Consider the following 20,975-nt stretch of genomic DNA (forward strand, 5'->3'; position numbering starts at 1 on the left):
CCGACATGACATGTGCAAGCGCGATCACATGCGCACTGTGGCGACGCCCCGGCTGGCTGCGGCACACTGTGCCTCTTTCCTGCCTGTCGCCGCCCATGAAAATCGTCGAAGTCCGCCACCCCCTCGTCCAGCACAAAATCGGCCTGTTGCGCGATGCCGCCCTGAGCACCAAGGGCTTTCGCGAACTGGTCACCGAGCTGGGCACCCTGCTCGCCTACGAGGCCACGGCGAACCTGGACACCGAATCGCATGTGCAACAGGGCTGGGCCGGCCCGGTGAGCGTGCAGCGCATCGCCGGGGCCAAGATCACCCTGGTGCCGATCCTGCGTGCGGGCCTGGGCATGCTGCCCGGCGTGCTGGCCCTGATCCCGGCCGCACGCGTCAGCGTGGTCGGCCTGCAGCGCGACGAAGAAACCCTGCAGCCGGTGCCCTACTTCGAACGCCTCACCGGCCGCCTGGAAGAGCGCGAGGCGCTGATCCTGGACCCGATGCTGGCCACCGGCGGCACCCTGATCGCCACCATCGACATGCTCAAGCGCGCCGGTGCGCGCCGCATCAAGGGCATCTTCCTGGTCGCCGCACCGGAAGGCCTGAAGGCCCTGGAAGCAGCGCATCCGGACGTGGAGGTCTACACCGCCGCCATCGATGACCACCTCAACGAAAAGGGTTACATCCTGCCCGGCCTGGGCGATGCGGGCGACCGGATCTTTGGCACGCGGGTGGAGTGAACGGCGCTGGCTTGAAGCCCCTCTCCTCTCGGGAGAGGGGTTGGGGTGAGGGTACGGTGCGTCAGTGTTCCTGCCGACGCCGCACCCTCATCCGGCGCTACGCGCCACCTTCTCCCGAAGGGAGAAGGAACAGCTGCTTGGCACGCGGGTGGAGTGAACTGCGTTGGCTTGAAGCTCCTCTCCCCTCGGGAGAGGGGTTGGGGTGAGGGTACGGTGCGTCAGTGTTCCTGCCGACGCCGCACCCTCATCCGGCGCTACGCGCCACCTTCTCCCGAGGGGAGAAGGAACAGCTGCTTGGCACGCGGGTGGAGTGAACGGCGCTGGCTTGAAGCCCCTCTCTCTCGGGAGAGGGGTCGGGGTGAGGGTACGGTGCGTCAGTGTTCCTGCCGACGCTGCACCCTCATCCGGCGCTACGCGCCACCTTCTCCCGAGGGGAGAAGGAACAGCTGCAGTGTGCGATCGCTACGAGGGTGCCGGCACCACTTCGAAAACCGCACGTCCTAACGCGTCGATGCCTCGATCGCCGCGCTCACATACACCAGCGGCGCATTCCAGTTGATGGCTACCTCGTTGGTGGCGTAACTGCAGGTGTTGTCCAGATACGACAGCGCCGGCAGCTTGGAGGGATACGCCACTTTGCAATCCTTGGCATCCTGCTGCCCCGGCTGCGGGCCGCCGGCCAGCCAGCCCGGCACCGGCGCGGCGATGCCGTCCGCTTCGGAGGGGCGATGGTGGATATGCATCGGCGTGCGCTGCCCGACCCCGGTGACGAACGACAGGCCCAGCGGATTGCGGCCCAGGATGTAATCCAGGTGCGACTGCGCGGCATCCAGATACGTGCGCTGCCGGGTCAGGCGATAGCCTTGCAACAACATCATCGCGCGGTTGAGCACCGCGGCATTGCTGCCCCAGACGAAATCCTTGTCGTTCATCGCCAGCCGCCACGGCGATGCCTGCCACGCATCGGCCAGCTGCTGCGCCAGGCCGGTGATTTCGCGCGTGATGCGGGCACGGTCGGCATGCGCGGTCAGCGTGTCGCGGTGCGCGGCCAGCGACATCCAGGCCAGTCCGCCGACGCTGCCCCAATTCGGCACGCTGGCCGGCACGTTGCGCGCCAGCATCGCATCGTAGAACTTGTCCTCGCCGGTGGTCACGTACAGCTCCGCGGCTGCCCAGGCAAATTCGTCGTCCACCTGCGCGTCGTCGTAGCCGCCGGTGCGCACATCGTCGGGCTGGCGATAGATCACATCCGGATGCTGTTGCGCCCACGTCCACGCGGCCCGCGCGGCCTTCAACATGCGCGCCGACATACCAGGATACTGTTTGTCGAAGGGTGCATACACCCGGCTGGCCGCGGCCATCACCGCGGCAAAGTCCAGCGTGGCGGCAGTGGCTTTCATCACCACATAGCGTTGCTGCTTGGCTTGATCCGGCATCACCAACCCGTCGAACTGCTTGTCGGTGAGCTTGTGGTAGACGCCGCCATCGGCCGGGTCCTGCATGGCCAGCATCCATTCCAGGTTCCACCAGGTCTCCTGCAGGATGCCCGGCACGCCGTGCGCGTCGTCGGGAATGGTCAGGGGCTTGGCCTTGAACAGCGCCGGATAGTGTTCGTAGGCTGCCAGCAAGGTGTAGGTGCTGATGCCGGAATTGACGATGTACTTGTTGTAGTCGCCGGCGTCGTACCAGCCCTTGGGCGCACTGATCACGCTGTCGGCCGGGCGCGTGGCCGAGGCCGCCGTTGGATGGATACGCACCTGCGTATCCGGATGCCCGGCCGCACGCGCATAGCGCCCGGCAAACTGCGCCGGCAGCGCGGTACTGGCACGGTTGAAATAGAACGCCTTCAGCGACGCATCGACCACCGGCTGGTAGGCATGCGCGTCGATCGGGAACGGATCCGATGCCGGCAGCCCGTCGACCTTCAACCGGTAGGTGCCGGCCGCACGCAGGCCGGAAAAATCCGCCACCCGCGCCTGCTGCCCGGCTGGCGTCCACAGCGCTGGCGGTTGCAAGGTGCCTTGCAGAACCGTGCGTCCCTGCGCATCTTCCAGCGCGAAACGGTCCGCTTTCAGCACCTCGCCCTGCGCTAGCCCGACCACCGCCAGCTTGGTCGAGCCCGGCAAGTACCCAAGCTGATTGACGTGGATCGCGCCTGCCGAACGGGGCGCGCTGAGTTCGGCGGCGCAGGTACCCAGGGGAAGCAGCAGCGCGGTGACAGACAACAGGATGACAGGAGTTTTCATGCGCCCATGGTGGCCGCACCCTAGCGCCGCTACAAGCCCAGATCGCCGCAACGCGCCGAGTCGCGTACTGATGGCACCTCTGGAGTCGTTCGAAGATTGCACATTGCTGCCAACCGCGTCGCATTGTTCCGGCGATCAAACCTGGTCCAACGCTCCCGCTGCTCCCACCCTGGCTTGCACGGGAAAACCAACCTGGTTCCTAGTCGGAACGCCCGTGATTTACGTCGTTTACACCAATTCCCCTCGTCGCAGGCCGGCTAACGTGGCATCGCGCTCCACGCTGTGTCGTCCCTATCGCAGCGACAGGCGCATCCCCATCATCACCAGGAGACATCCGATGAACATCATCGATAGCGATAACAAACCCATCGCACCCGGCACCCTGAGCCCCGAACAGCACCAGGCCAAACAACGCGGAATGCCGCGCTGGAAACCCTTCCTGGGGGGCAATACAAATCCGGACATCTACGTGCTGGAAGGCAAGCTAGTCGTACGCCTGCTCGACGCCTCCGTGCAGAGCAAGAAGAGCAACCCCGATTACAGTGACTACACCGTCTATGAAGCCAAGGGCCACTATTACGGGCTGTTGGAATGACCCGTGATCGGCCACGATGCAAACGATCGCAGCCAGGCAGCAGGCACCGGCCTGCCACCTGGCTGCGCATCATTACGGACTGGCTTGCGAGCCGACGTTCGCTTCCAACTGCACCTGCGCCTTGCCCACCGGATTGCGCGGGTCGCTGCCGCCACTGAGCACGTTGCGGCGCTTGTCCCATTCCACGGTCTGCAGGTTGCCCCACACGTGGCTGGAACCGCGGCCGCCCTCGGCGGTGTCGCCGGGCAGTTTGAGGGCGTGGCCCATCGCTTCCAGGCCCTTGGCGGTCTGCGGCGAGAAGGCATCGGTTTCGGCGTCGATGACGTCCGGCAGCCACTGGTGGTGATACCGCGGTAGCGCGCTCACTGCCTGTGCATCCAGGCCTGCGTCGTAACCGAGGATGCCGAGCAGCACCATGGTGATGATGCGGCTACCGCCCGGCGTGCCCAGCACGATGGCCTTGTCGGCCGACTCCATGAACGTGGGCGTCATCGAGCTGAGCATGCGCTTGCCCGGCTTGGGCGCGTTGGCTGCATAGCCCATCACGCCAAACGCATTCGGCGTGCCCGGCTTGAGCGCGAAGTCGTCCATCTCGTTGTTGAGCAGCACGCCGGTGCCCTTGGGAATCAGGCCCGAGCCGTACAGCAGGTTGACGGTCTGGGTAGCGCCCACACGGTTGCCTTCGCCATCGATGATGGAAAAATGCGTGGTTTCGTCATCTTCCAACGGGGTGGGATTGCCCGACAGCAGATCGCTGGGCGTGGCCTTGTCCGGATTGATCGTGGCGCGCAGGCCTTGCGCGTAGTCCTTGCTGGTCAGCACGCGCTGCGGCACATCCACGAAGTCCGGGTCGCCCAGGAAGAAGGTACGGTCGCGGTAGGCGCGGCGCATCGACTCCACCACCAGATGGGTGCGGTGCACGTCATCGAGCTTATTCAGGTCCCAGCCTTCCAGAATCTGCAGCATGGCCGCCAGCGCGATACCACCGGAGGACGGCGGCGGTGCGGTGGTGATCTTCCAGCCGCGGTAATCGAACTGGATCGGCGTGCGCTCCTTGACCCGATACCCGGCCAGCTCGGCGGCCTTCCACTGACCACCGGCCTGCTTCACGCCGGCCAGCAGCTTCTTGGCGGTCTCGCCTTTGTAGAAGCCGTCGAAGCCCTTGTCGCCGAGCAGCTGCAGCGTATGGGCCAGCTCCGGCTGCTTGAAGATCTCGCCTTCGGCAATGGGTTTGCCGCAGCGCAGATACACCTGCCGCGTGCCGGGGTAGCGCTCCATCACTTCGCGCCGCGAGGCATAGCCTTTGGCCATGCGCGCGTACACCGGGAAACCGTCGGTCGCGATGCGGATCGATGGCGCCAGCGACTGCTTCAGCGGCAGCCGGCCGTGCTTGGCAGCCAGCTCCACCAGCGCCGCCGGCAGCCCAGGAATACCGGCCGACCACGGGCCGTTGACCGAGCGGTCACGGTCCAGCTCGCCTTTCTTGTCGAGGAACTGCGCTTCGGTGGCCGACTCGGGCGCGGTTTCGCGCGCGTCCAGCATCACGTCCTTGCCGGTCTTGGCGTCGTGCAGCAGGAAGAAACCGCCGCCACCCAGCCCCGAGCTGATCGGCTCGACCACCGCCAGCGTGGACGACACCGCGACCGCGGCATCGAACGCATTGCCGCCCTCGCGCAGGATCTGCAGGCCGGCATCGGTGGCCAGCGCATGGCCGCTGGCGATCGCCGCGCCAGGCGGATGCGCGGCAACCGGTGCGGTGCTGGCCGCTGCCGGCTTGGCGCCGTCGGCGGACCACACAGGCGGTGCCAGCACCAAGGCCAGCAACAACAGGCCGCGCAGGGAGAAACGTGGGGAGAGAGTGCTCACGGGGCGGGAGGCTCCTGTTCGTACAGTTCGGGATGATCGCGCTGCAACTGCATCAGCTTGGCCAGCAGCTGATCATGGGTTTCCGGAATATCCGGATCCGGGTCGATGCATTCGACCGGGCACACCACCACGCATTGCGCTTCGTCGAAATGGCCCACGCACTCGGTGCAGCGTGCCGGGTCGATGACGTAGATGGTCTCGCCCATCGAGATGGCCTGATTCGGGCACGCCGGCTCGCAGACGTCGCAGTTGACGCAGAGCTCGTTGATTTTCAGCGACATATCGACACCACCATGCAATGCGGGGCAGCGCGATTCAACTGCAGGCGCTGGAACGCAACGTACTGCTGCAGGCGGGCGCAGATGGCGCGGATGATGACCACCTGGACAGCGCCTTGCGCGCTGTCCGGCGCCGGCTTGGTACGGCCGGCTCCGGTGACCTGTGGAGTCAGCATGCTGCTGACTCCACACACGGCGGCCGGGTGCGCCCTCCCGCGCATCCGGCCTGGTACGGCATTACTTGGCTTCAACGAAGGTGTATTCCACGCCCTTGGGCTGGACGATGGTCTGCACGCGGGCATTTTCGGCGGCATCGCCGATGAACAACACGCGCACGCCCTTCATCGAATCCGGCTGCACGTCCTTGAACGCGGCGTCGATCAGGTCGGCCATCTTGGTGGACGCGGACGAACCGAAGGCCAGCATGTTGCCCGGCTGCACGCCACGTGCCAGCGCGGTCTTGACGCTTTCCAGCTGACGCTCGTAACTGCCGGCGAACTCGGCATCGGACTCCGGCGGCAAGTAGTACAGGAACGGGCTGTTGGTGGTGGCGCCCAGGTTCTGGCCGACCACTTCCTGCAGGTACTTCTTCCAGCCGGCGTTGTCGTCCTTGGCCGGTGCCTTCAGCGGCGCCGGTGCGGCAGCGGCGGTCGGCGCCGGCTCTTCCTTCTTGCAGGCGGTGACCGCCAGTGCGGCGATCGAAGCGAGCGCCAGAGCGCGCATGGTGTGTTTCATGAAACTCCTCCCTTTGAAATGCATGTGGTGATGTAACTGCAAAAGCTCAGGCCTGCGCGCGAGATTCGCGCACCTGCCGCAACGCCTCGACGACCGAGGCCGGAACGAAGCCGGACACATCCCCGCCCAGACGCGCAATTTCGCGCACCAGCGATGAGGAAATGAAGCTGTATTGCTCGGCCGGGGTCAGGAACAGGGTTTCCACCTCCGGGATCAGATGGCGGTTCATGCTGGCCATCTGGAATTCGTATTCGAAATCGGACACCGCACGCAGGCCGCGCAGCAGCACGCCGGCGCCCATGTCGCGCACGAAATGCGCCAGCAGCGTGTCGAAGCCGCGCACCTCCACGTTGGCATGCGCGGCCAGGGCTTCCTGCGCCAGCGCCACGCGTTTTTCCAGCGGCAGTGCCGGGCCCTTGGACGGGCTATAGGCAACCCCCACCACCACGCGTTCGAACAGCGGCGCGGCGCGGTTCACCAGGTCGATGTGGCCATTGGTGATCGGGTCGAAGGTACCGGGATAGACGGCGGTGCGGCTGTTGGCCACGCTCATACGGAAACTACCGGGGTCGGATCGCTCTTCAGTGTAGCAGCGGCCCGGCGGTACAGCGCATAGCGCACCTCCCGGGTGCCGCCCTCGCGGTGCAGGTGCCAGCCGGAAGGCAGCGGGGGCACGCCGTCGGCGGGCGCTTCCAGATACAGCCAGGCCTCGGCGGCCAGATGCCGGGGCAAGCGGTCCAGCACGCCGGGCCACAGCCCGGCGGCGAACGGTGGGTCGACGAACACGATGTCGGCCTGGGCCGGCGGGGCGCGCTCCAGCCAGCGCAGCGCGTCGTCCTGCAGCACCTGCACCTGGCCGGCGGCATCCAGCTTGCGCACATGCTCGCGTAGCCGCTGCGCCAGGCCGGGGTCGCGCTCGATCAGGGTGGCATGCGCGGCGCCGCGCGAGACCGACTCCAGCCCCAGCGCGCCGGAGCCGGCGAACAGGTCCAGCACGCGCGCACCAGGCAGGCGCGGCATCAACCAGTTGAACACCGTCTCGCGGACGCGGTCGCTGCTAGGGCGCAGGCCCGGCAGGTCGGGCACCGCCAGTCGCGTATTGCGCCAGCGCCCACCCACGATGCGCACCTGGCCTTCCGCGCCGCGCGGCGCCGGCCGCGCCGGGCGGCTCATCGCCGCGCGCCCGGCGTGGGCAGGCAATGGCGGCGTAGCGAGGGCACGAGTGGCGGCATGGGTCGGGGCGCGGTCAATGGCCGTCCATGATACCGCTGTGGCTGCCGTTCCCGCCCCGCCCTGCCCGCCGATGCACCACACATTCGGGCACGCCCGCCTTGAAAAAATCCGCCGACGGCCTCATCCCCCAGGCCATCGGCCGCGGTGCGGCCTGGACCACCATGGAGCACGACCCCAATGACCGTTGAAACCGACAAGCAGACGCTGGGCTTCCAGACCGAGGTCAAGCAGCTGCTGCAGCTGATGATCCATTCGTTGTACTCGAACAAGGAAATCTTCCTGCGCGAGCTGGTCTCCAATGCCGCCGACGCCGCCGACAAGCTGCGCTTCGAAGCCTTGGTCAAGCCCGAGTTGCTGGAAGGCGGCAGCGAGCTGCGCATCCGCGTCGACTACGACAAGGACGCCCGCACCGTCACCATCGACGACAACGGCATCGGCATGAGCCGCGAGGACGCGGTGTCGCACCTGGGCACGATTGCAAAGTCCGGCACCGCTGATTTCCTCAAGCACCTGAGCGGCGACCAGAAGAAGGACGCCAATCTGATCGGCCAGTTCGGCGTGGGTTTCTATAGCGCCTTCATCGTCGCCGACCAGGTGGACGTGTACTCGCGCCGCGCCGGCCTGCCTGCCAACGAAGGCGTGCATTGGTCCTCGCGCGGCGAAGGCGAATTCGAAATCGCCAGCATCGACAAGCCCGAGCGCGGCACCCGCATCGTGCTGCACCTGAAGGAAGGCGAAGAGTCGTTCGCCGACGGCTGGACCCTGCGCAACATCCTCAAGAAGTATTCCGACCACATCGGCCTGCCGATCGAAATGCGCAAGGAGCACTACGGCGAAGAGGCCGACAAGCCCGCCGAACCCGAGTGGGAATCGGTCAACCGCGCCAGCGCGTTGTGGACGCGGCCCAAGTCCGAGATCAAGGATGAGGAGTACCAAGAGTTCTACAAGCACGTGGCGCACGACGCGGGCAACCCGCTGGCGTGGAGCCACAACAAGGTCGAAGGCAAGCTGGAATACACCTCGCTGCTGTTCGTGCCCGGCCGCGCCCCGTTCGACCTGTACCACCGCGATTCGGCCAAGGGCCTGAAGCTGTACGTGCAGCGCGTTTTCATCATGGACCAGGCCGAGCAGTTCCTGCCGCTGTATCTGCGCTTCATCAAGGGCGTGGTGGATTCGTCGGACCTCTCGCTCAATGTCTCGCGCGAGATCCTGCAGTCCGGCCCGGTGGTGGACTCGATGAAGTCCGCATTGACCAAGCGTTCGCTGGATATGCTGGAGAAGCTGGCCAAGGACAAGCCGGACGACTATGCGACGTTCTGGCGCAACTTCGGCCAGGCATTGAAGGAAGGCCCGGCCGAAGATTATGCCAACCGCGAAAAGATCGCCGGCCTGCTGCGCTTCTCCTCCACACATGACACCACTGGCGCGCAGAGCGTGGGCCTGGCCGATTACGTGAGCCGTTTGGCCGAGGGCCAGGACAAACTGTATTACCTCACCGGCGAGAGCTACGCGCAGATCAAGGACAGCCCGCACCTGGAAGTGTTCCGCAAGAAGGGCATCGAAGTGCTGCTGCTCACCGACCGCATCGACGAATGGCTGATGAGCTACCTCACCGAATTCGACGGCAAGTCGTTCGTGGACGTGGCACGCGGCGACCTGGACCTGGGCAAGCTGGATTCGGAAGAAGACAAGAAGGCGCAGGAAGAAGTCGCCAAATCCAAGGAAGGCCTGGCCTCGCGCATCAAGGCCGCCCTGGGCGAGGACGTAGCCGAAGTACGCGTCTCGCACCGCCTGACCGACTCCCCGGCCATCCTGGCCATCGGCCAGGGCGACCTGGGCCTGCAGATGCGTCAGCTGCTGGAAGCCAGCGGCCAGGCCGTGCCGGAGTCCAAGCCGGTGTTCGAATTCAACCCGGCCCACCCGCTGATCGAGAAACTCGATGCGGAAGCCGACATGGACCGCTTCGGTGACCTGAGCCGGGTGTTGTTTGATCAGGCTGCGCTGGCGGCGGGCGATAGCCTCAAGGATCCGGCTGGGTATGTAAGGCGATTGAATAAGTTGTTGTTGGAGTTGTCGGCGTAAGTAGCATCTGCACTGGGTGTCATCCGAAGACCGGCCTGCGCGCCGGTCTTTTTTATGCATGCGGCAGGCACTCGACATCGCGTACCTGTCGCATGCCGTCGACGCTGGCCAACCGCCAGGATGGGTGGAATTGCGATCTGTACTCGACCAGGCAGCCGTGGCCCAGCGAGGCTGCGGCCAACTTGCTCATCGCAGAGCGCAGTGGATCGTCAACGAATTTTCAGCTTGCGCTTGCTGGGCTATCGCTGGAGCAGTTGCGACGTGCGGTTGGTTGCAAGTTGCAGATCGTTACGCATCGAGGCGAGTGGTGGTGACTGTCGCGGAGGATTCCGTAGCTAGGCGGTGAGGTTAGGCGGTGCAATGGATTGTCTTGGGGGGCTTCGCCTCCGTACCCTCACCCCAACCCCTCTCCCGGGGGAGAGGGGCTTTTTTCCTTCCATGGTTGCTTGTGATGCCTTGCTGGTTGTGTGCTTGCGGTGTGTCGCCTACGCGTGACGCAGCGCGTAGGTAACCGCAGTAACACGGCGGTCTGCGCCTTGATCACGCCGACTCCAACACCCAACACCCAAACGCAGGCCCGGCCGAATAACCGGTTTCCGGTTCGATGCGGATCTGCAGGGTAGTGCGACCTGCTACCGCTGCGGGTAAGGCGTAGTCCACGTCGACGAAATCCAGGCCGCGGTTGCCGTCGAGGCGTTCGTTGGCGATGAGTTCGCCGTCGGCGAGGATGCGGAAGCGGCGGCGGGTTTCGTCGCCCCAGTAGCGTAGGCGCAGGATGCGGGCCTGTGTGGCGTTGCGCACGGTGAAGGCGATGAAGCCGCCGGTGCGGGCGTCGCGGCCGGCGCGGCGGCGGTAGCTCAGTGCGTAAGAGCTTTCGCTGGTGAGTGCGTGGGCTTTTTCGGAAGTGTCGTCGCCAAGCGCAACGTGGTCGAGCGCGCGGGTATCCAGGGCTTTTTGCTGTTGCGCGTTGGCGGCCTGTTCGGCCTGGCGTTGTTGCCAGGCGGCGGCGTCGCGATGCTCCAGGTACACCGCGCTGCGGCGGTCGAACTGGGCGTAGAACGGCGAGAAATGCCATTGCTGGGCGCCGTCGGCATATGCGTAGTGGCCGTGTGCCGGCAGTGGCTGCAGGCGTTGCAGTACCTCATCACCGCCGACCAGTGCGGGGGTCTTGGTGCTCCAGGGCTTTGCGGCGTCGCCAAGATCGGCGGCGAGTACCAGCGGGCCGCGCATGAGCGCCACCCACGCCGGATCGTCCGCCGTGGGTTCCAGGCGCAACGGCATGTCCAGCTGCAGGGACACATTGTCGCCAGCCTTCCACACCCGGGTGATGCGCAGGTAGCCGTCCACCGGCTGCAGGGCTTGCAGCTCACCGTTGATCTGCAGCGTGGGCCCACTGGCCCAGCCGGGCACGCGCAAGGCCAGCGTGCGTACCTCCGCTGGCGCGGCGTCGATGCGCAGTGCGACCTGGCCTTGTTCCGGCAGCGTGCTATGCAAGGTCAATGCGAAGCCGGCGGCATCGCGCACGGTGGAGGGCACATATAGATTGACGTATACGCCCTGCCCGTCTTCCCAGTAGATCGAGTCGCCGAACTGCGCGTGCGCTTCCATGCCGCTGCCGACGCAACACCAGAAATCGTCGAACGGCGACGACCAGCCGCGCGCTTCGCCGGCCAGTAGCGGTGTCATGTAGGTGAACATGCCGGTGCGCGGGTGCTGCTGCGCCATCACGTGGTTGAGCAAGGTGCGCTCGTAGTAATCGAAGAATGCCGCCTGCGGCCCCCATTGATACAAATGCCGGGTGAGCTTGAGCATGTTGTAGCTGGCGCAATGCTCGCAGGTCTGCTCGGTGAGGAATTTCGAGATGCTGTCCGGCTGCTGGAAATATTCGCGGTCGCCGTTGCCGCCGATCACATAGGTGTGGTGGTCGGTGACGGTGTGCCAGAAGAAGCGCGCTGCGGCGCCGGATGCGGCATCGCCGGTGACTTCGTATTCGCGTGCCAGGCCGATCAGTTTGGGGATGTTGGTGTTGGAATGCTGATGCACCAGTTCGTCGCGCTGGGCGATGAGTGGGTCGAGCACGGCGTGGTGATGCAGGCGCTGCGCCAGCGCCAGCCATTGCGCGTCGCCGGTTTGCACATGCAATTCGACGAACGATTCGTTGAGGCCGCCGAATTCGCACGACAACACTTTCTGCAATTGCGCGTCGTCCAGCGCGGAGAAGATGCCCTGCAGATACCCGGCCAGACCGACTGCCACCTGTAGCGCTTGCGCGTTGTCGCAATGCGCGTGCACGTCGAGCAAACCGGCGAACAGTTTGTGCCAGGTGTATAGCGGCGCCCAGCTACCATTGAGATAGAACGGCGCCGGGTCGATCTTGCCGCGCTTGAGTTCGTCGAAGACCGCACGCCCGCTTTCGATCTGCCCCGCCGCGTTCTTGCGGGTGAAGCCGGCCACGTAGCCATCGCCGGCATGCGCCTGGCAGCGGGCCAGTTCGCTGACGATGTAGGCCGCGCGCGTGCGGCATTGCGCATCGCCGGTCTGCGCATGCATCAGCGCCAGTGCGCTGAGGTAGTGGCCGAGCGTATGCCCGGCGATGGTGTCCGCTTCCCAGCCGCCATAGGCCGGCGCCTTGGGATCAAGGCCGGCGTACAGCACGAAGTTGTGCAGCAGGCGGTCCGGCTGCAGGCGCATCAGATAACGGCGGTTGGTATTGAGCGCATCCAGGAACAACGACGGCGTGAGCCTGACCTTGGCCAGCGGCACCGCGCGCACGCTGCCCGGCTGTGCGGCGCTGGCCTGGGCCGGAAACCGCAGGAAGCCCGCGCCAACCGCCAGACTGCTCCAGGCCAGAAAACGCCGCCGCGACACACTCAATGCGTGGGCGCCGGTCGATTCACTCGCAGGCATCTCCGTCATGGGCTCAGCTTAGCTCCTGTCGGCACGCACGGACTGCGCGCACCATTGCAACAAAGGGCTGTGCAGCCGCGCAACTACTCGCGCCTGCACAGGTGTGACTCACGCAACCGATTAGCCCGGACACACTCCATAGCGACGACACCGCCGCACTCAAAACTTCACCGTTGCGCGCGCCCAGTAGAACCGACCCAACAAATCGTAGGTCGCCACGTCGGTATTCGCATTACCCACGTTGTTGGAGTAATACAGCGGCGGCTGCTTGTTGGCGATATTGTCCACGCCCACTTCAAGGCGCGTGTGCCACGGCTCCACGTTGTAGCCAAGCTGCAGGTTGTTGTAGACGTAGGCGCCGATGTTGCGCACCACCATCGGCTCGCTGGAGTCGGCCGACAGGCTCTGATCCGGATCCGAATTGCCGATGGCGGTGTGCCCCACATAGCGGATGCGCCAGGTGGCGCTCCAGTCGTCCAGCGCCCAGCTCAGCGTGCCCAGTGCGCGCCAGCGCGGGAAGTTGCCGTAGGCCTGGGTGTAGCGGCCCACGTTGTGGATGGTGACCGAGCTGGGGTCGGTGGTGTCGGGCAGCACGTCGTAACGGGTGAGATAGGTGCCGTTGAGGCCGGCGGTGACATTGCCCCAGGCAGTTGTCGGCAAGCGATAGGTCAGGTTGAAGTCCATGCCCTTGGCCCAGAGCTTGCCCAGGTTGACGGTGGGTTCGGCGATATAATTGATGGTGCCGTTGCCGTTGCGATGGATCAGCGGGCAGAACGTGCTGGCAGGGTTGGCGAAGCATTGATTGAGCACGGTCTGCGCGGACACCGTGGTGATGGTGTCTTCCAGGTCGATGCGCCACCAGTCTGCGCTCAGCGACAGGCCATCGATCCATTGCGGGTCATACACGAACCCCACATCGTACGACTTGCCGGTTTCCGGCTTGAGCTGGTAGCCCGCCACCGCCGCACCGGACACCTTGCCCGACACCTGCCCGTCCGATTGCTGGTAGCTGCCGTCGGTGGGCACGTTGGCGCAGGCCACCGTGTTGCCACCGGTGTAGCCATTGCAGGGGTCGTTGACGGTCGCCGCATCGCCGGCCACGCCGGCATACAGTTCGTTGATGTTGGGTGCGCGAAACACCTGCGACACGGTGCCGCGCAGCAGCAGGTTTTCGATCGGGCGATACTCTAGCGATACCTTGCTATTGGTCTTGCTGCCCACCGAGCTGTAATCGGAAAAACGCGTACCCACGGTGACGTTCAACGCGTTGATGCCGGGCAGATCCTTGAGCAGCGGGAACAGCGCTTCGGCATAGGCTTCCTTGACATCGAAACTGCCGCTCAGGGTGGACGAGCAGAACTCGATCACCCCGCACAGGCCGTTTTCATCGCCGGTCCAAAGCGGGTCCGAGGCCGTGGTGGAGCGCTCCTTGCGGTAGGAAATGCCGGCCGCCAGGCTGGCCGCGCCGGCAGGCAAGTCGAACAGGGTGCCGTTGGCATTGGCCTCGAACTGCTTGACCGTGTACACGCTGGTGACGATGGGATTGACCACCATGCCCTGCAACGTGGCCAGGTTGGCGCTGTCGTTGAGGTTGAAGAAATTCAGCGGCGTGCAGCCGGCAATCGCTGCGCCGGCGCTGCCGCACTTCACCACACCATCGCTGTCCAGGAACGACGGGCCGATGGCTTGATTGAACGCGGCATAGTCGAGAAAGCCGTTGTTGATCGACTTCTGCTTGACCTTGCCGTAGTTGAAGGTGGCATCCCATTGCCAGGAGCTGTCGCCAAAGCGCCCGCGCAGGCCGGGGCTGATCTGGAAGTTGTAGGTGTCGTATTGGTAGCTGCGATTGCCCAGCACGGTGGCGCGCGTGTTGAGGTCGTTGTAGGAGGTGCCGGTGCTGCGGTCGGTGCCGAAGTTCACGCCGAACGGGTTGTAGTAACTCTGCGCCGACACCAGGATGTTGTCGCCGTTGGAGAAGATCGGAATCGGCGCAATGATCGAGGCCGATTCGGTTTTACTGAACCAGGTATTGACATAGCCCTCGACGCTGTCGCTGAAGCGATAGGTGCCCAGCAGGAAGGCATTGGTGCGCTTTTGCGGCGTTTGCAGCAGGTTGAACGGCTGGTAGTTGTAGGAGTCTGCGCTGGCGCTGTAGCAATGGAAATCGCCCGGGCCGGCGCGCCCGCTGACGCCGCTGTTGAGGGCGACGCGCCCGCAGCCATTGGACTGCGCGAGCAGCAGCGATTGCTCCGAACCATCGTTGAAGTTGACCGTGCCGGTGGGCGTGGCGGACGAGCCCTGCTTCACCGGTTGGCCATTGGTCAAGGCGAGCGCGTCCCTGGAGTAATCGCGCGCCGCTGCCGAGACCGGGTCGATGTTGTGATATGACAAACCGGCGATCACGCTGCCGCGCTCCCAGGTCTTGCCGGTGGTCAGGGTGAAGTTGCGGCGGTTGCCATCGCCTTCGCTGCTGGTGCCGAAGTCGCTGCTGAACTGGACGCCGTCGAAGCGCGTGCGCAGGATGAAATTGACCACGCCACCGATCGCATCGGAACCGTACACCGCAGACGCCCCGTCGCTGAGCACTTCGATCCGCTCGATCATGCTGGACGGAATGGCGTTGACGTCGTTGTAGGCCAGCCGGATGCCGTTGACCAGCACCAGCGTGCGTTTGTCGCCCAGGCCGCGCAGCGAAATGGCGGATGCACCGGTGCCGCCGCCGTTATTGGTGTACGGGTTGGTGGCGTTGCCGGCGATGGAGGGCAGCTCCTGCAACAGATCGCCAACGGTCGCCTTGCCGGTGGCGGCGATCTGTTCCTGGCTGACGGTGACGACCGGGTTGGCGGTTTCGGTATCCACGCGGCGCAGGCGCGAGCCGGTGACCACCACGCTGTCCAGGGTCTGCGTCGCATCGCCCGTGGTCGCCTGCTGTGCAGACACCGGCGCGACCGCAGCTGCCGACAGCGCGAGCAACAGCGCGGTGGTGAGCATGCCCGGCAATGGCCGCACGGTGGCGCCGCAGGTGCGAGAGAGAGGCAACGGCAACATCGGCATGCAAGGCTCCTGAGTCATACAGCAGGCGAACGATGGGCAACACACGCCCGTGCCGGCGTACAGCGGCGCAGGTCGAGGTGATTGGCAGACGCATGACGCAACGAAACCGCTGCTCATGCACGTATTGCAGACACGCGGGCAACCTGCGGCACAGGCGATCGAAAGACCGCGCTGCAACGCGTGTTGTCAGGAAGAATTTGATTCCGTACTGAAGGCGCCCATGCGCTCCAGTTTCATCAGCTGGTCACAATGTGCCCGTGCGCACGCGCCACGTCTTGTCGCATTTGGCGACAGCGCGTGCGGAAAACAGCATGGTTCGCAAGTGAACCATCGTGCGCCGTCGGCGCGAACGCGCTTCAGTCCGCAATCGCACGCACACTGATGTGCAGTGATTGCCGGGGTTGCAAACGTGCGAGAGGCCATTGCAACGGGGCGCAAGGATCACCGGCGAGATGGCCGCTAGCGCTGGATGCTGATGCAGCACGCGACGATTGACGTACGACGAGGTGCGTGCGTGTCCTCGTGAAGAGCGGGCCAGGAGCCACTAGTACTCACGGTGCAGCATCGGCAGCGCCGGCACCGGGGGCATGCTTCGCTTTGACGGCCACACCCTTCCATTCCTGCAAGGCGTGCGCGGCATCGTGGGTGCTGGCGCACCGGCGAGGCGCACCGATTGCAGCGCCTGGGGTCGGGCATATCGGGAAGGTCAGCAGTTGTGCCAATTGCGCAATGCCGCACGGCCCGGCGGCGCAGCACCGCCGGGCTGGCGTGCGGTGCCGTGCCTCAGCCGTACCACGCCTTCACCCTGACCGTTGCCGCGCCTGCGGGCAGCGCCACGCGGTCAGCATGCGGACCTTGCAGGCGCGCCGGTGTCTCGTCGATGAGCACGCGCTGCAGGCGCGTGCCCGCTGGTGCACGCAGGGTCAGCCAGGTGCGTTTGGGTGCGCGCACGGGTAACTGCACCTCTGCATCGATACGCCGCGCGGCCACATCGGTCCGCAGGCTCAGCGTGACCATGCCCCAGCGCGTGGGCGCCGCGGTGATGCCGACGTGTGCACCACTGCCCAGCCACGCACGTGGCAGCGCGCGGGCAAGGAACAGCTGCTCGCCCGCGCTGTCGTCGCTGACCAGCATCCAGCGCAGCAGCAGCGGAATGGTCATCTGCGCCGGCATGCAGAACAACGGCATGCCACCGGTGATGCCACTGACCTCGCCTGCCGTCCAGCTGCCGCGCGTGTGCACCTGGTAGCGGTGGGCGTAGACGAACAGCAGGTACTCCTCGATGCGATCCAGCCGCAGCAGCTGCTGCGCATAGCCGTAGGAGATGAAGCCGAGCAGATCGCGGCTGCCCGGTTCCGGCGGCGCGATATTGGCCACCACCCCGATGCTGGTACCGCCATGGCCGCGCAGGCAATCGACCACCAGGTTGGCCAGATCGTCCGGCAGTACGTCGGCCTGCAGCAGCTCGGCATAGGCACGATGCGGCCATTGCTGTTCGCTGGGTTTTTCCTGCAGCAGCGATTGGCGGAAGGTCAGTGTGGTGCCGGGCAACGGGCCCACATACCGTGGCGAGAGGTTGCGGCGCACGTTGGCACGCAGGCTGGCTTCCAGGCGCGCGCGCAGTTGCCTGGCGCGGCGCTGCCACTGCGTTGCCTGGCCAACATCGCCGCCGAGTGCGCTCCACACCTGCGCGATGTCTTCCCAACCCCGGATCGTCAGCGCGCTGTTGGCGTAATACGGCTTCCACCACAATGATGGATCGGGAAACAGGCAGGCATCGGATTCGTTCCAGCCATGCAGCAGGCCATGCCCGTGCGCGCTGCGCGGCAATGCCAGTGCCTGGTCGTGGAGATCGCATAGCACCTGTGCGGTGGCCGAAATTTTGGGCAACAAGCGCTGCAGCCGTGGCACATCGCCGGTGTAACGCAGGTAGCGCGCCAGCAGCGACAAGGTCAGCCCGAACTGGCCGACCTCGGGCCCACGCATGTTCGGCAAGCCATCGTCCTGCACGAAATCGTCGAAGTAGTTATCGAGCACCGCCGCCGCCTGCGCGAAGCGGCCCCACTCCAGGTTGGCGTAGAACGAACTGGTAAACGTGTCCTGGAAACCATCGTATTCGTTGCCGTAATAGTCGCGCTCCACGGCACCGTACTTGGGATAATCGCCACCCGGGCGCACCACCAGCTCGCGTGCGAACGCGAATTGCGCCATGTCGTTCCAGCTGTTATCGGGCAGTTGCGCCTGTACCGTGCCATCCAATGCCTGTTGCCAGTACGCCGCAAAATCGATCAACGCCGCGTAGAACTGTTCGGCAGTGGCGGCGCTGCGCGATGGCGGAAATTCGGGGTAACTGTGCGTGTAATGCGCCGCCACGATTTCGCCGCCCCGCACATGCATCGTGCGGTGCCAGGTCTGCACCACGAAGCGATCAGTGGCGCGCACATCGGCAAACACCAGCACGTCGTACCAGGCATCGGGCTCGCCTTGGCAGCGCATGACCTTGCGCACCGCCGGCATCCAGCCACCCAGCATGCCTTCTTCGCGGCGCTTGATCAGCGCTTCCTCGCCCAGCTCGGTGAAGGCATGTTCCGGACGCGAGGTGCGGCTGCGGCCGTTGGGCAGGATGGGCATGGTGTCCAGGCTTTCGCGCGTGCCTACAAAGGTGGTCCACGGCCAGCGGCCGCCGTTGTCCTTGGGGTCGAGCAAGGATGCGGGCGGCGGCGCCACATCGCGCACCTGCGCCTCGTCCGGGTCGCCATCGCGCAGCAGGCGGTCGGCCAGCAAGTCGGCTTCGGCCATCGCCACTTCGGCCAGCGGCATGCCGAAGTAGGGCTTGCCCTCTGCCGGATAGGCCGGCTCGGTGCGTTTGTCCAGGCGCAGCATGCCGCTGTCGGTCCACAGCGTCAGCGCACCCTGTGGGTCGTCGAGATGCTCGTAGACGGTCCAGTCCTGCTGCAGGTGCCGAACACTGCAGAGCTTGCTGCCCACGTGCGCTGCCGAGGGCAGCGGCTCCAGCCGCGGCGGTGCAGGCGGAGGAGGCAACGGTGCAGCCGAGGGAACGGCCTGCGCCGCCAGCGCTGCGCCGGTGCCGAGTGCCGCGGTTGCGGCCACGCCCTGCCGCAGAAAGCTTCTCCGATCCATCGTCGCGCCCTTGAGTGATCAACCCGCATCGTGCGCGCGCCGCCCCTCGGCGTCTTGTGGCACAGGTCGGACGCGCGTGCGGAACTCTGCACACCGCCCGATGCACGGCAGGGCCGCGCAGGCGCTTGCCGATGCAAGGCGTTGCAGTGCGCACAGGACGATGGCGCTGTCGCAGGATCTGAGGCGCTGCTGCAGCACGCTGGCCTGGCTGCGACGCTGCACGCCCTGTTTGCCATTGGTGCCACCGAAGCGCGTCTCACTTCGCCTGGCGATCGAGCACGTGCGTCGGCAAGTCGCTACCCAGACGGTGCATGCGCTTTACTGTCACGCAGATCGCGGTGCAGGCGGGCTGGGGCGTGGTTGCGCCTGGCGGCAGCCGACCTCCACACCGGCCTGCCGCGCGCGGTGCAACGCCCCCTCCCGATCGAGAGCCATCCTGCATGCATACCATCCTCCCCGGCAGTGAACGCCAACCCGTGCCCGCCACGCTCCAGGCGGGGCCACCGCCAGGGGATGAGCGCCTGCGCGTGCTACTGGTGCTACGCATGCCGGCGCTCAACGCCGCTGCCGAGGTCTTGCTGCAGCTACAGGCAGGCACCTTGCCGGTGGCATTCTCGCGTGAGGAATTCAGTGCACGCTTTGCGGCCAGCCAGGCCGATCTGCAGGCGGTTGCGCAGTTCGCGGCCAGCTACGGGCTCAGGGTGGAGCGCGCGCATGCCGACAGCGGCAACGTCATCTTGGAAGGCAGCGTGCAGCAGTGCGAATCCGCTTTCCAGGTGAGCCTGCGCGAGTACGTGGACGGTGCAATGCGATATCGCGGCCGCACCGGCCCGGTATCGATCCCGCAGACGCTCGACGGCATCGTCACCGGCGTGCTGGGGCTGGATGCGCGCCCGCAGGCGCAGACCCTGCCCGCCGCACCCACGCCCGTGCCCACACAAGCGGCGGCACAGGCACCCACGCCACCGGTGGCGCCGGCAGAAGGCGACGCGCCGATCATGCAGTACACGCCGCCGCAACTGGCCCAGCTCTACGGCTTTCCCGAGCACGGCGGGCACGGGCAGTGCATCGGCATCATCGTGCTGGGCGGCGGTTACACGCGTGCACAGATGCAGACCTATTTCGCGCAGCTGCGCCTGCCCATGCCCACCCTGGTGGATGTGGTGCTGCCGGGCGCCGACAATGTCGCCGGGACCGGCACCGATGATGCCGATGTCGAAGCGCAGATGGATATCCAGATCGCCGGTGCCATCGCACCGGGCGCCAAACTGGTGATCTATTTCGCCCCCAATACCGACAACGGGTTTCTCGAGGCGATCAATGCCGCCATCCACGATACCGAGCACGCGCCCGGCGTGATCTGCATCAGCTGGGGCTTCACCGAAGCGCAGTGGACGCCGCAATCGCGCCAGGCCTACGACTGCGCGTTTCAGGCAGCGGCGTTGCTGGGCATTACGGTGTGCATCGCCGCCGGCGACGACGGGGCCAGCGATGGGCAGCCTGGCTTGAACGTGTGCTTTCCGGCATCCAGCCCGTTCGTGCTGGCCTGCGGCGGCACCCGGCTGCAGGTCACGGCGGACAGCGCCGACGAGCAGGCGTGGGCCAACGGCGGCGGCGGACAAAGCAGGTTTTTCGCACGCCCGGCCTGGCAGAAAGATCTGCGCCTGACCGATGCGCAGCACCAATCTCGCCAACTGCGCATGCGCGGCGTTCCCGATGTGGCCGCCAACGCCGATGCGCAGACCGGTTACTACCTGTCGATCAACGGGCAGCCGGCGGTGATGGGCGGGACCAGTGCCGCCGCACCCCTATGGGCGGCCCTGCTGGCACGCATCTATGGTGCAAACGGAATGCAGCCCCACTTCGTGCTGCCGCGCCTGTACGGGCGACCGGATGCGTTCCGCGACATCGTTGCCGGCGACAACGCCGGCTTCCGTGCATCCGCCGGCTGGGATGCCAACACGGGATTGGGCGTGCCCGACGGCGCACGCCTGACCGACGCGCTGCGACCGGACCGAGAGCGCCGCGGGTGATACCGCGGGCGGCCGTCACGGCGCATAGGGCCAGCACCAACGCGCGTGTCTAAGCGTGGTGACTGCCGCCGCATTCG

General features: G+C 65.7%; 14 protein-coding genes. 4 read left to right on the plus strand and 10 right to left on the minus strand.

The window, feature by feature from the left end; all coding sequences use genetic code 11:
- Positions 1 to 95: 95 nt before the first annotated feature.
- A complete protein-coding gene (gene upp / locus ACCQ10_RS12525; RefSeq protein ID WP_047695014.1) occupies positions 96 to 728 on the plus strand; it encodes a uracil phosphoribosyltransferase in 633 nt (210 codons plus the stop codon).
- 500 nt (positions 729 to 1,228) lie between these two features.
- On the opposite strand, the gene ACCQ10_RS12530 is transcribed toward upp, so the two are convergent.
- On the minus strand, positions 1,229 to 2,974 hold the full coding sequence (locus tag ACCQ10_RS12530) for a glycoside hydrolase family 9 protein (RefSeq protein WP_372360835.1): 1,746 nt from the start codon (positions 2,972 to 2,974) through the stop codon (positions 1,229 to 1,231).
- A gap of 337 nt (positions 2,975 to 3,311) precedes the next feature.
- On the opposite strand from ACCQ10_RS12530, the gene ACCQ10_RS12535 reads away from it, so the two are divergent.
- On the plus strand, positions 3,312 to 3,569 hold the full coding sequence (locus ACCQ10_RS12535; protein WP_166745319.1) for a hypothetical protein: 258 nt from the start codon (positions 3,312 to 3,314) through the stop codon (positions 3,567 to 3,569).
- 72 nt (positions 3,570 to 3,641) lie between these two features.
- On the opposite strand, the gene ggt is transcribed toward ACCQ10_RS12535, so the two are convergent.
- The 6 genes from ggt to rsmD form a co-directional block, all read right to left on the minus strand.
- Positions 3,642 to 5,435, minus strand: coding sequence for a gamma-glutamyltransferase (gene ggt, locus ACCQ10_RS12540; protein WP_372360836.1), 1,794 nt, complete (start codon positions 5,433 to 5,435; stop codon positions 3,642 to 3,644).
- Positions 5,432 to 5,716 (minus strand): YfhL family 4Fe-4S dicluster ferredoxin, encoded by a 285-nt coding sequence (locus ACCQ10_RS12545; protein WP_029220241.1) that lies wholly within the window; start codon positions 5,714 to 5,716, stop codon positions 5,432 to 5,434. The genes ggt and ACCQ10_RS12545 overlap by 4 nt, the downstream gene beginning before the upstream one ends.
- Positions 5,707 to 5,889, minus strand: coding sequence for a hypothetical protein (locus tag ACCQ10_RS12550; protein WP_372360837.1), 183 nt, complete (start codon positions 5,887 to 5,889; stop codon positions 5,707 to 5,709). Before ACCQ10_RS12550 ends, ACCQ10_RS12545 begins: the two co-directional genes overlap by 10 nt.
- Positions 5,890 to 5,950: 61 nt before the next feature.
- On the minus strand, positions 5,951 to 6,448 hold the full coding sequence (locus tag ACCQ10_RS12555) for a hypothetical protein (protein WP_047697971.1): 498 nt from the start codon (positions 6,446 to 6,448) through the stop codon (positions 5,951 to 5,953).
- 46 nt (positions 6,449 to 6,494) lie between these two features.
- On the minus strand, positions 6,495 to 7,001 hold the full coding sequence (gene coaD / locus ACCQ10_RS12560; RefSeq protein WP_039410764.1) for a pantetheine-phosphate adenylyltransferase: 507 nt from the start codon (positions 6,999 to 7,001) through the stop codon (positions 6,495 to 6,497).
- Entirely contained in the window at positions 6,998 to 7,621 is a 624-nt protein-coding gene (gene rsmD, locus ACCQ10_RS12565) for a 16S rRNA (guanine(966)-N(2))-methyltransferase RsmD (RefSeq protein WP_355603775.1), read from the minus strand. The genes coaD and rsmD overlap by 4 nt, the downstream gene beginning before the upstream one ends.
- 237 nt (positions 7,622 to 7,858) lie before the next feature.
- On the opposite strand from rsmD, the gene htpG reads away from it, so the two are divergent.
- A complete protein-coding gene (gene htpG, locus ACCQ10_RS12570) occupies positions 7,859 to 9,763 on the plus strand; it encodes a molecular chaperone HtpG (RefSeq protein WP_372360838.1) in 1,905 nt (634 codons plus the stop codon).
- Between the two features lie 540 nt (positions 9,764 to 10,303).
- Here htpG and ACCQ10_RS12575 read toward each other — a convergent pair.
- The 3 genes from ACCQ10_RS12575 to ACCQ10_RS12585 form a co-directional block, all read right to left on the minus strand.
- Positions 10,304 to 12,679, minus strand: coding sequence for a beta-L-arabinofuranosidase domain-containing protein (locus ACCQ10_RS12575; protein WP_372360839.1), 2,376 nt, complete (start codon positions 12,677 to 12,679; stop codon positions 10,304 to 10,306).
- A gap of 150 nt (positions 12,680 to 12,829) precedes the next feature.
- Complete coding sequence (locus tag ACCQ10_RS12580) at positions 12,830 to 15,724, minus strand: TonB-dependent receptor (RefSeq protein ID WP_372360841.1); 2,895 nt, start codon at positions 15,722 to 15,724, stop codon at positions 12,830 to 12,832.
- A gap of 783 nt (positions 15,725 to 16,507) precedes the next feature.
- Positions 16,508 to 18,865, minus strand: a complete 2,358-nt coding sequence (locus ACCQ10_RS12585; RefSeq protein WP_372360842.1) for a Tat pathway signal protein — start codon at positions 18,863 to 18,865, stop codon at positions 16,508 to 16,510.
- Positions 18,866 to 19,305: 440 nt separating this feature from the next.
- Between ACCQ10_RS12585 and ACCQ10_RS12590 the strand changes: the two genes are divergently transcribed.
- Entirely contained in the window at positions 19,306 to 20,898 is a 1,593-nt protein-coding gene (locus ACCQ10_RS12590) for a S53 family peptidase (protein WP_372360843.1), read from the plus strand.
- Positions 20,899 to 20,975 lie beyond the last annotated feature (77 nt).

The sequence above is a fragment of the Xanthomonas sp. NCPPB 1325 genome (assembly GCF_041477645.2).
Taxonomy (GTDB): Bacteria; Pseudomonadota; Gammaproteobacteria; order Xanthomonadales; family Xanthomonadaceae; genus Xanthomonas; species Xanthomonas cannabis.

Excerpts from the sequence above, each read along its gene's own strand:
- ACCQ10_RS12555 (WP_047697971.1), bottom strand. The coding sequence starts at position 6,448 with ATGAAACACACCATGCGCGCTCTGGCGCTCGCTTCGATCGCCGCACTG.
- upp (WP_047695014.1), top strand. The coding sequence starts at position 96 with ATGAAAATCGTCGAAGTCCGCCACCCCCTCGTCCAGCACAAAATCGGC.
- coaD (WP_039410764.1), bottom strand. The coding sequence starts at position 7,001 with ATGAGCGTGGCCAACAGCCGCACCGCCGTCTATCCCGGTACCTTCGAC.
- ACCQ10_RS12545 (WP_029220241.1), bottom strand. The coding sequence starts at position 5,716 with ATGTCGCTGAAAATCAACGAGCTCTGCGTCAACTGCGACGTCTGCGAG.
- rsmD (WP_355603775.1), bottom strand. The coding sequence starts at position 7,621 with ATGAGCCGCCCGGCGCGGCCGGCGCCGCGCGGCGCGGAAGGCCAGGTG.
- ACCQ10_RS12550 (WP_372360837.1), bottom strand. The coding sequence starts at position 5,889 with ATGCTGACTCCACAGGTCACCGGAGCCGGCCGTACCAAGCCGGCGCCG.
- ACCQ10_RS12585 (WP_372360842.1), bottom strand. The coding sequence starts at position 18,865 with ATGGATCGGAGAAGCTTTCTGCGGCAGGGCGTGGCCGCAACCGCGGCA.
- htpG (WP_372360838.1), top strand. The coding sequence starts at position 7,859 with ATGACCGTTGAAACCGACAAGCAGACGCTGGGCTTCCAGACCGAGGTC.
- ACCQ10_RS12535 (WP_166745319.1), top strand. The coding sequence starts at position 3,312 with ATGAACATCATCGATAGCGATAACAAACCCATCGCACCCGGCACCCTG.
- ACCQ10_RS12590 (WP_372360843.1), top strand. The coding sequence starts at position 19,306 with ATGCATACCATCCTCCCCGGCAGTGAACGCCAACCCGTGCCCGCCACG.
- ACCQ10_RS12575 (WP_372360839.1), bottom strand. The coding sequence starts at position 12,679 with ATGACGGAGATGCCTGCGAGTGAATCGACCGGCGCCCACGCATTGAGT.
- ACCQ10_RS12530 (WP_372360835.1), bottom strand. The coding sequence starts at position 2,974 with ATGAAAACTCCTGTCATCCTGTTGTCTGTCACCGCGCTGCTGCTTCCC.
- ACCQ10_RS12580 (WP_372360841.1), bottom strand. The coding sequence starts at position 15,724 with ATGCCGATGTTGCCGTTGCCTCTCTCTCGCACCTGCGGCGCCACCGTG.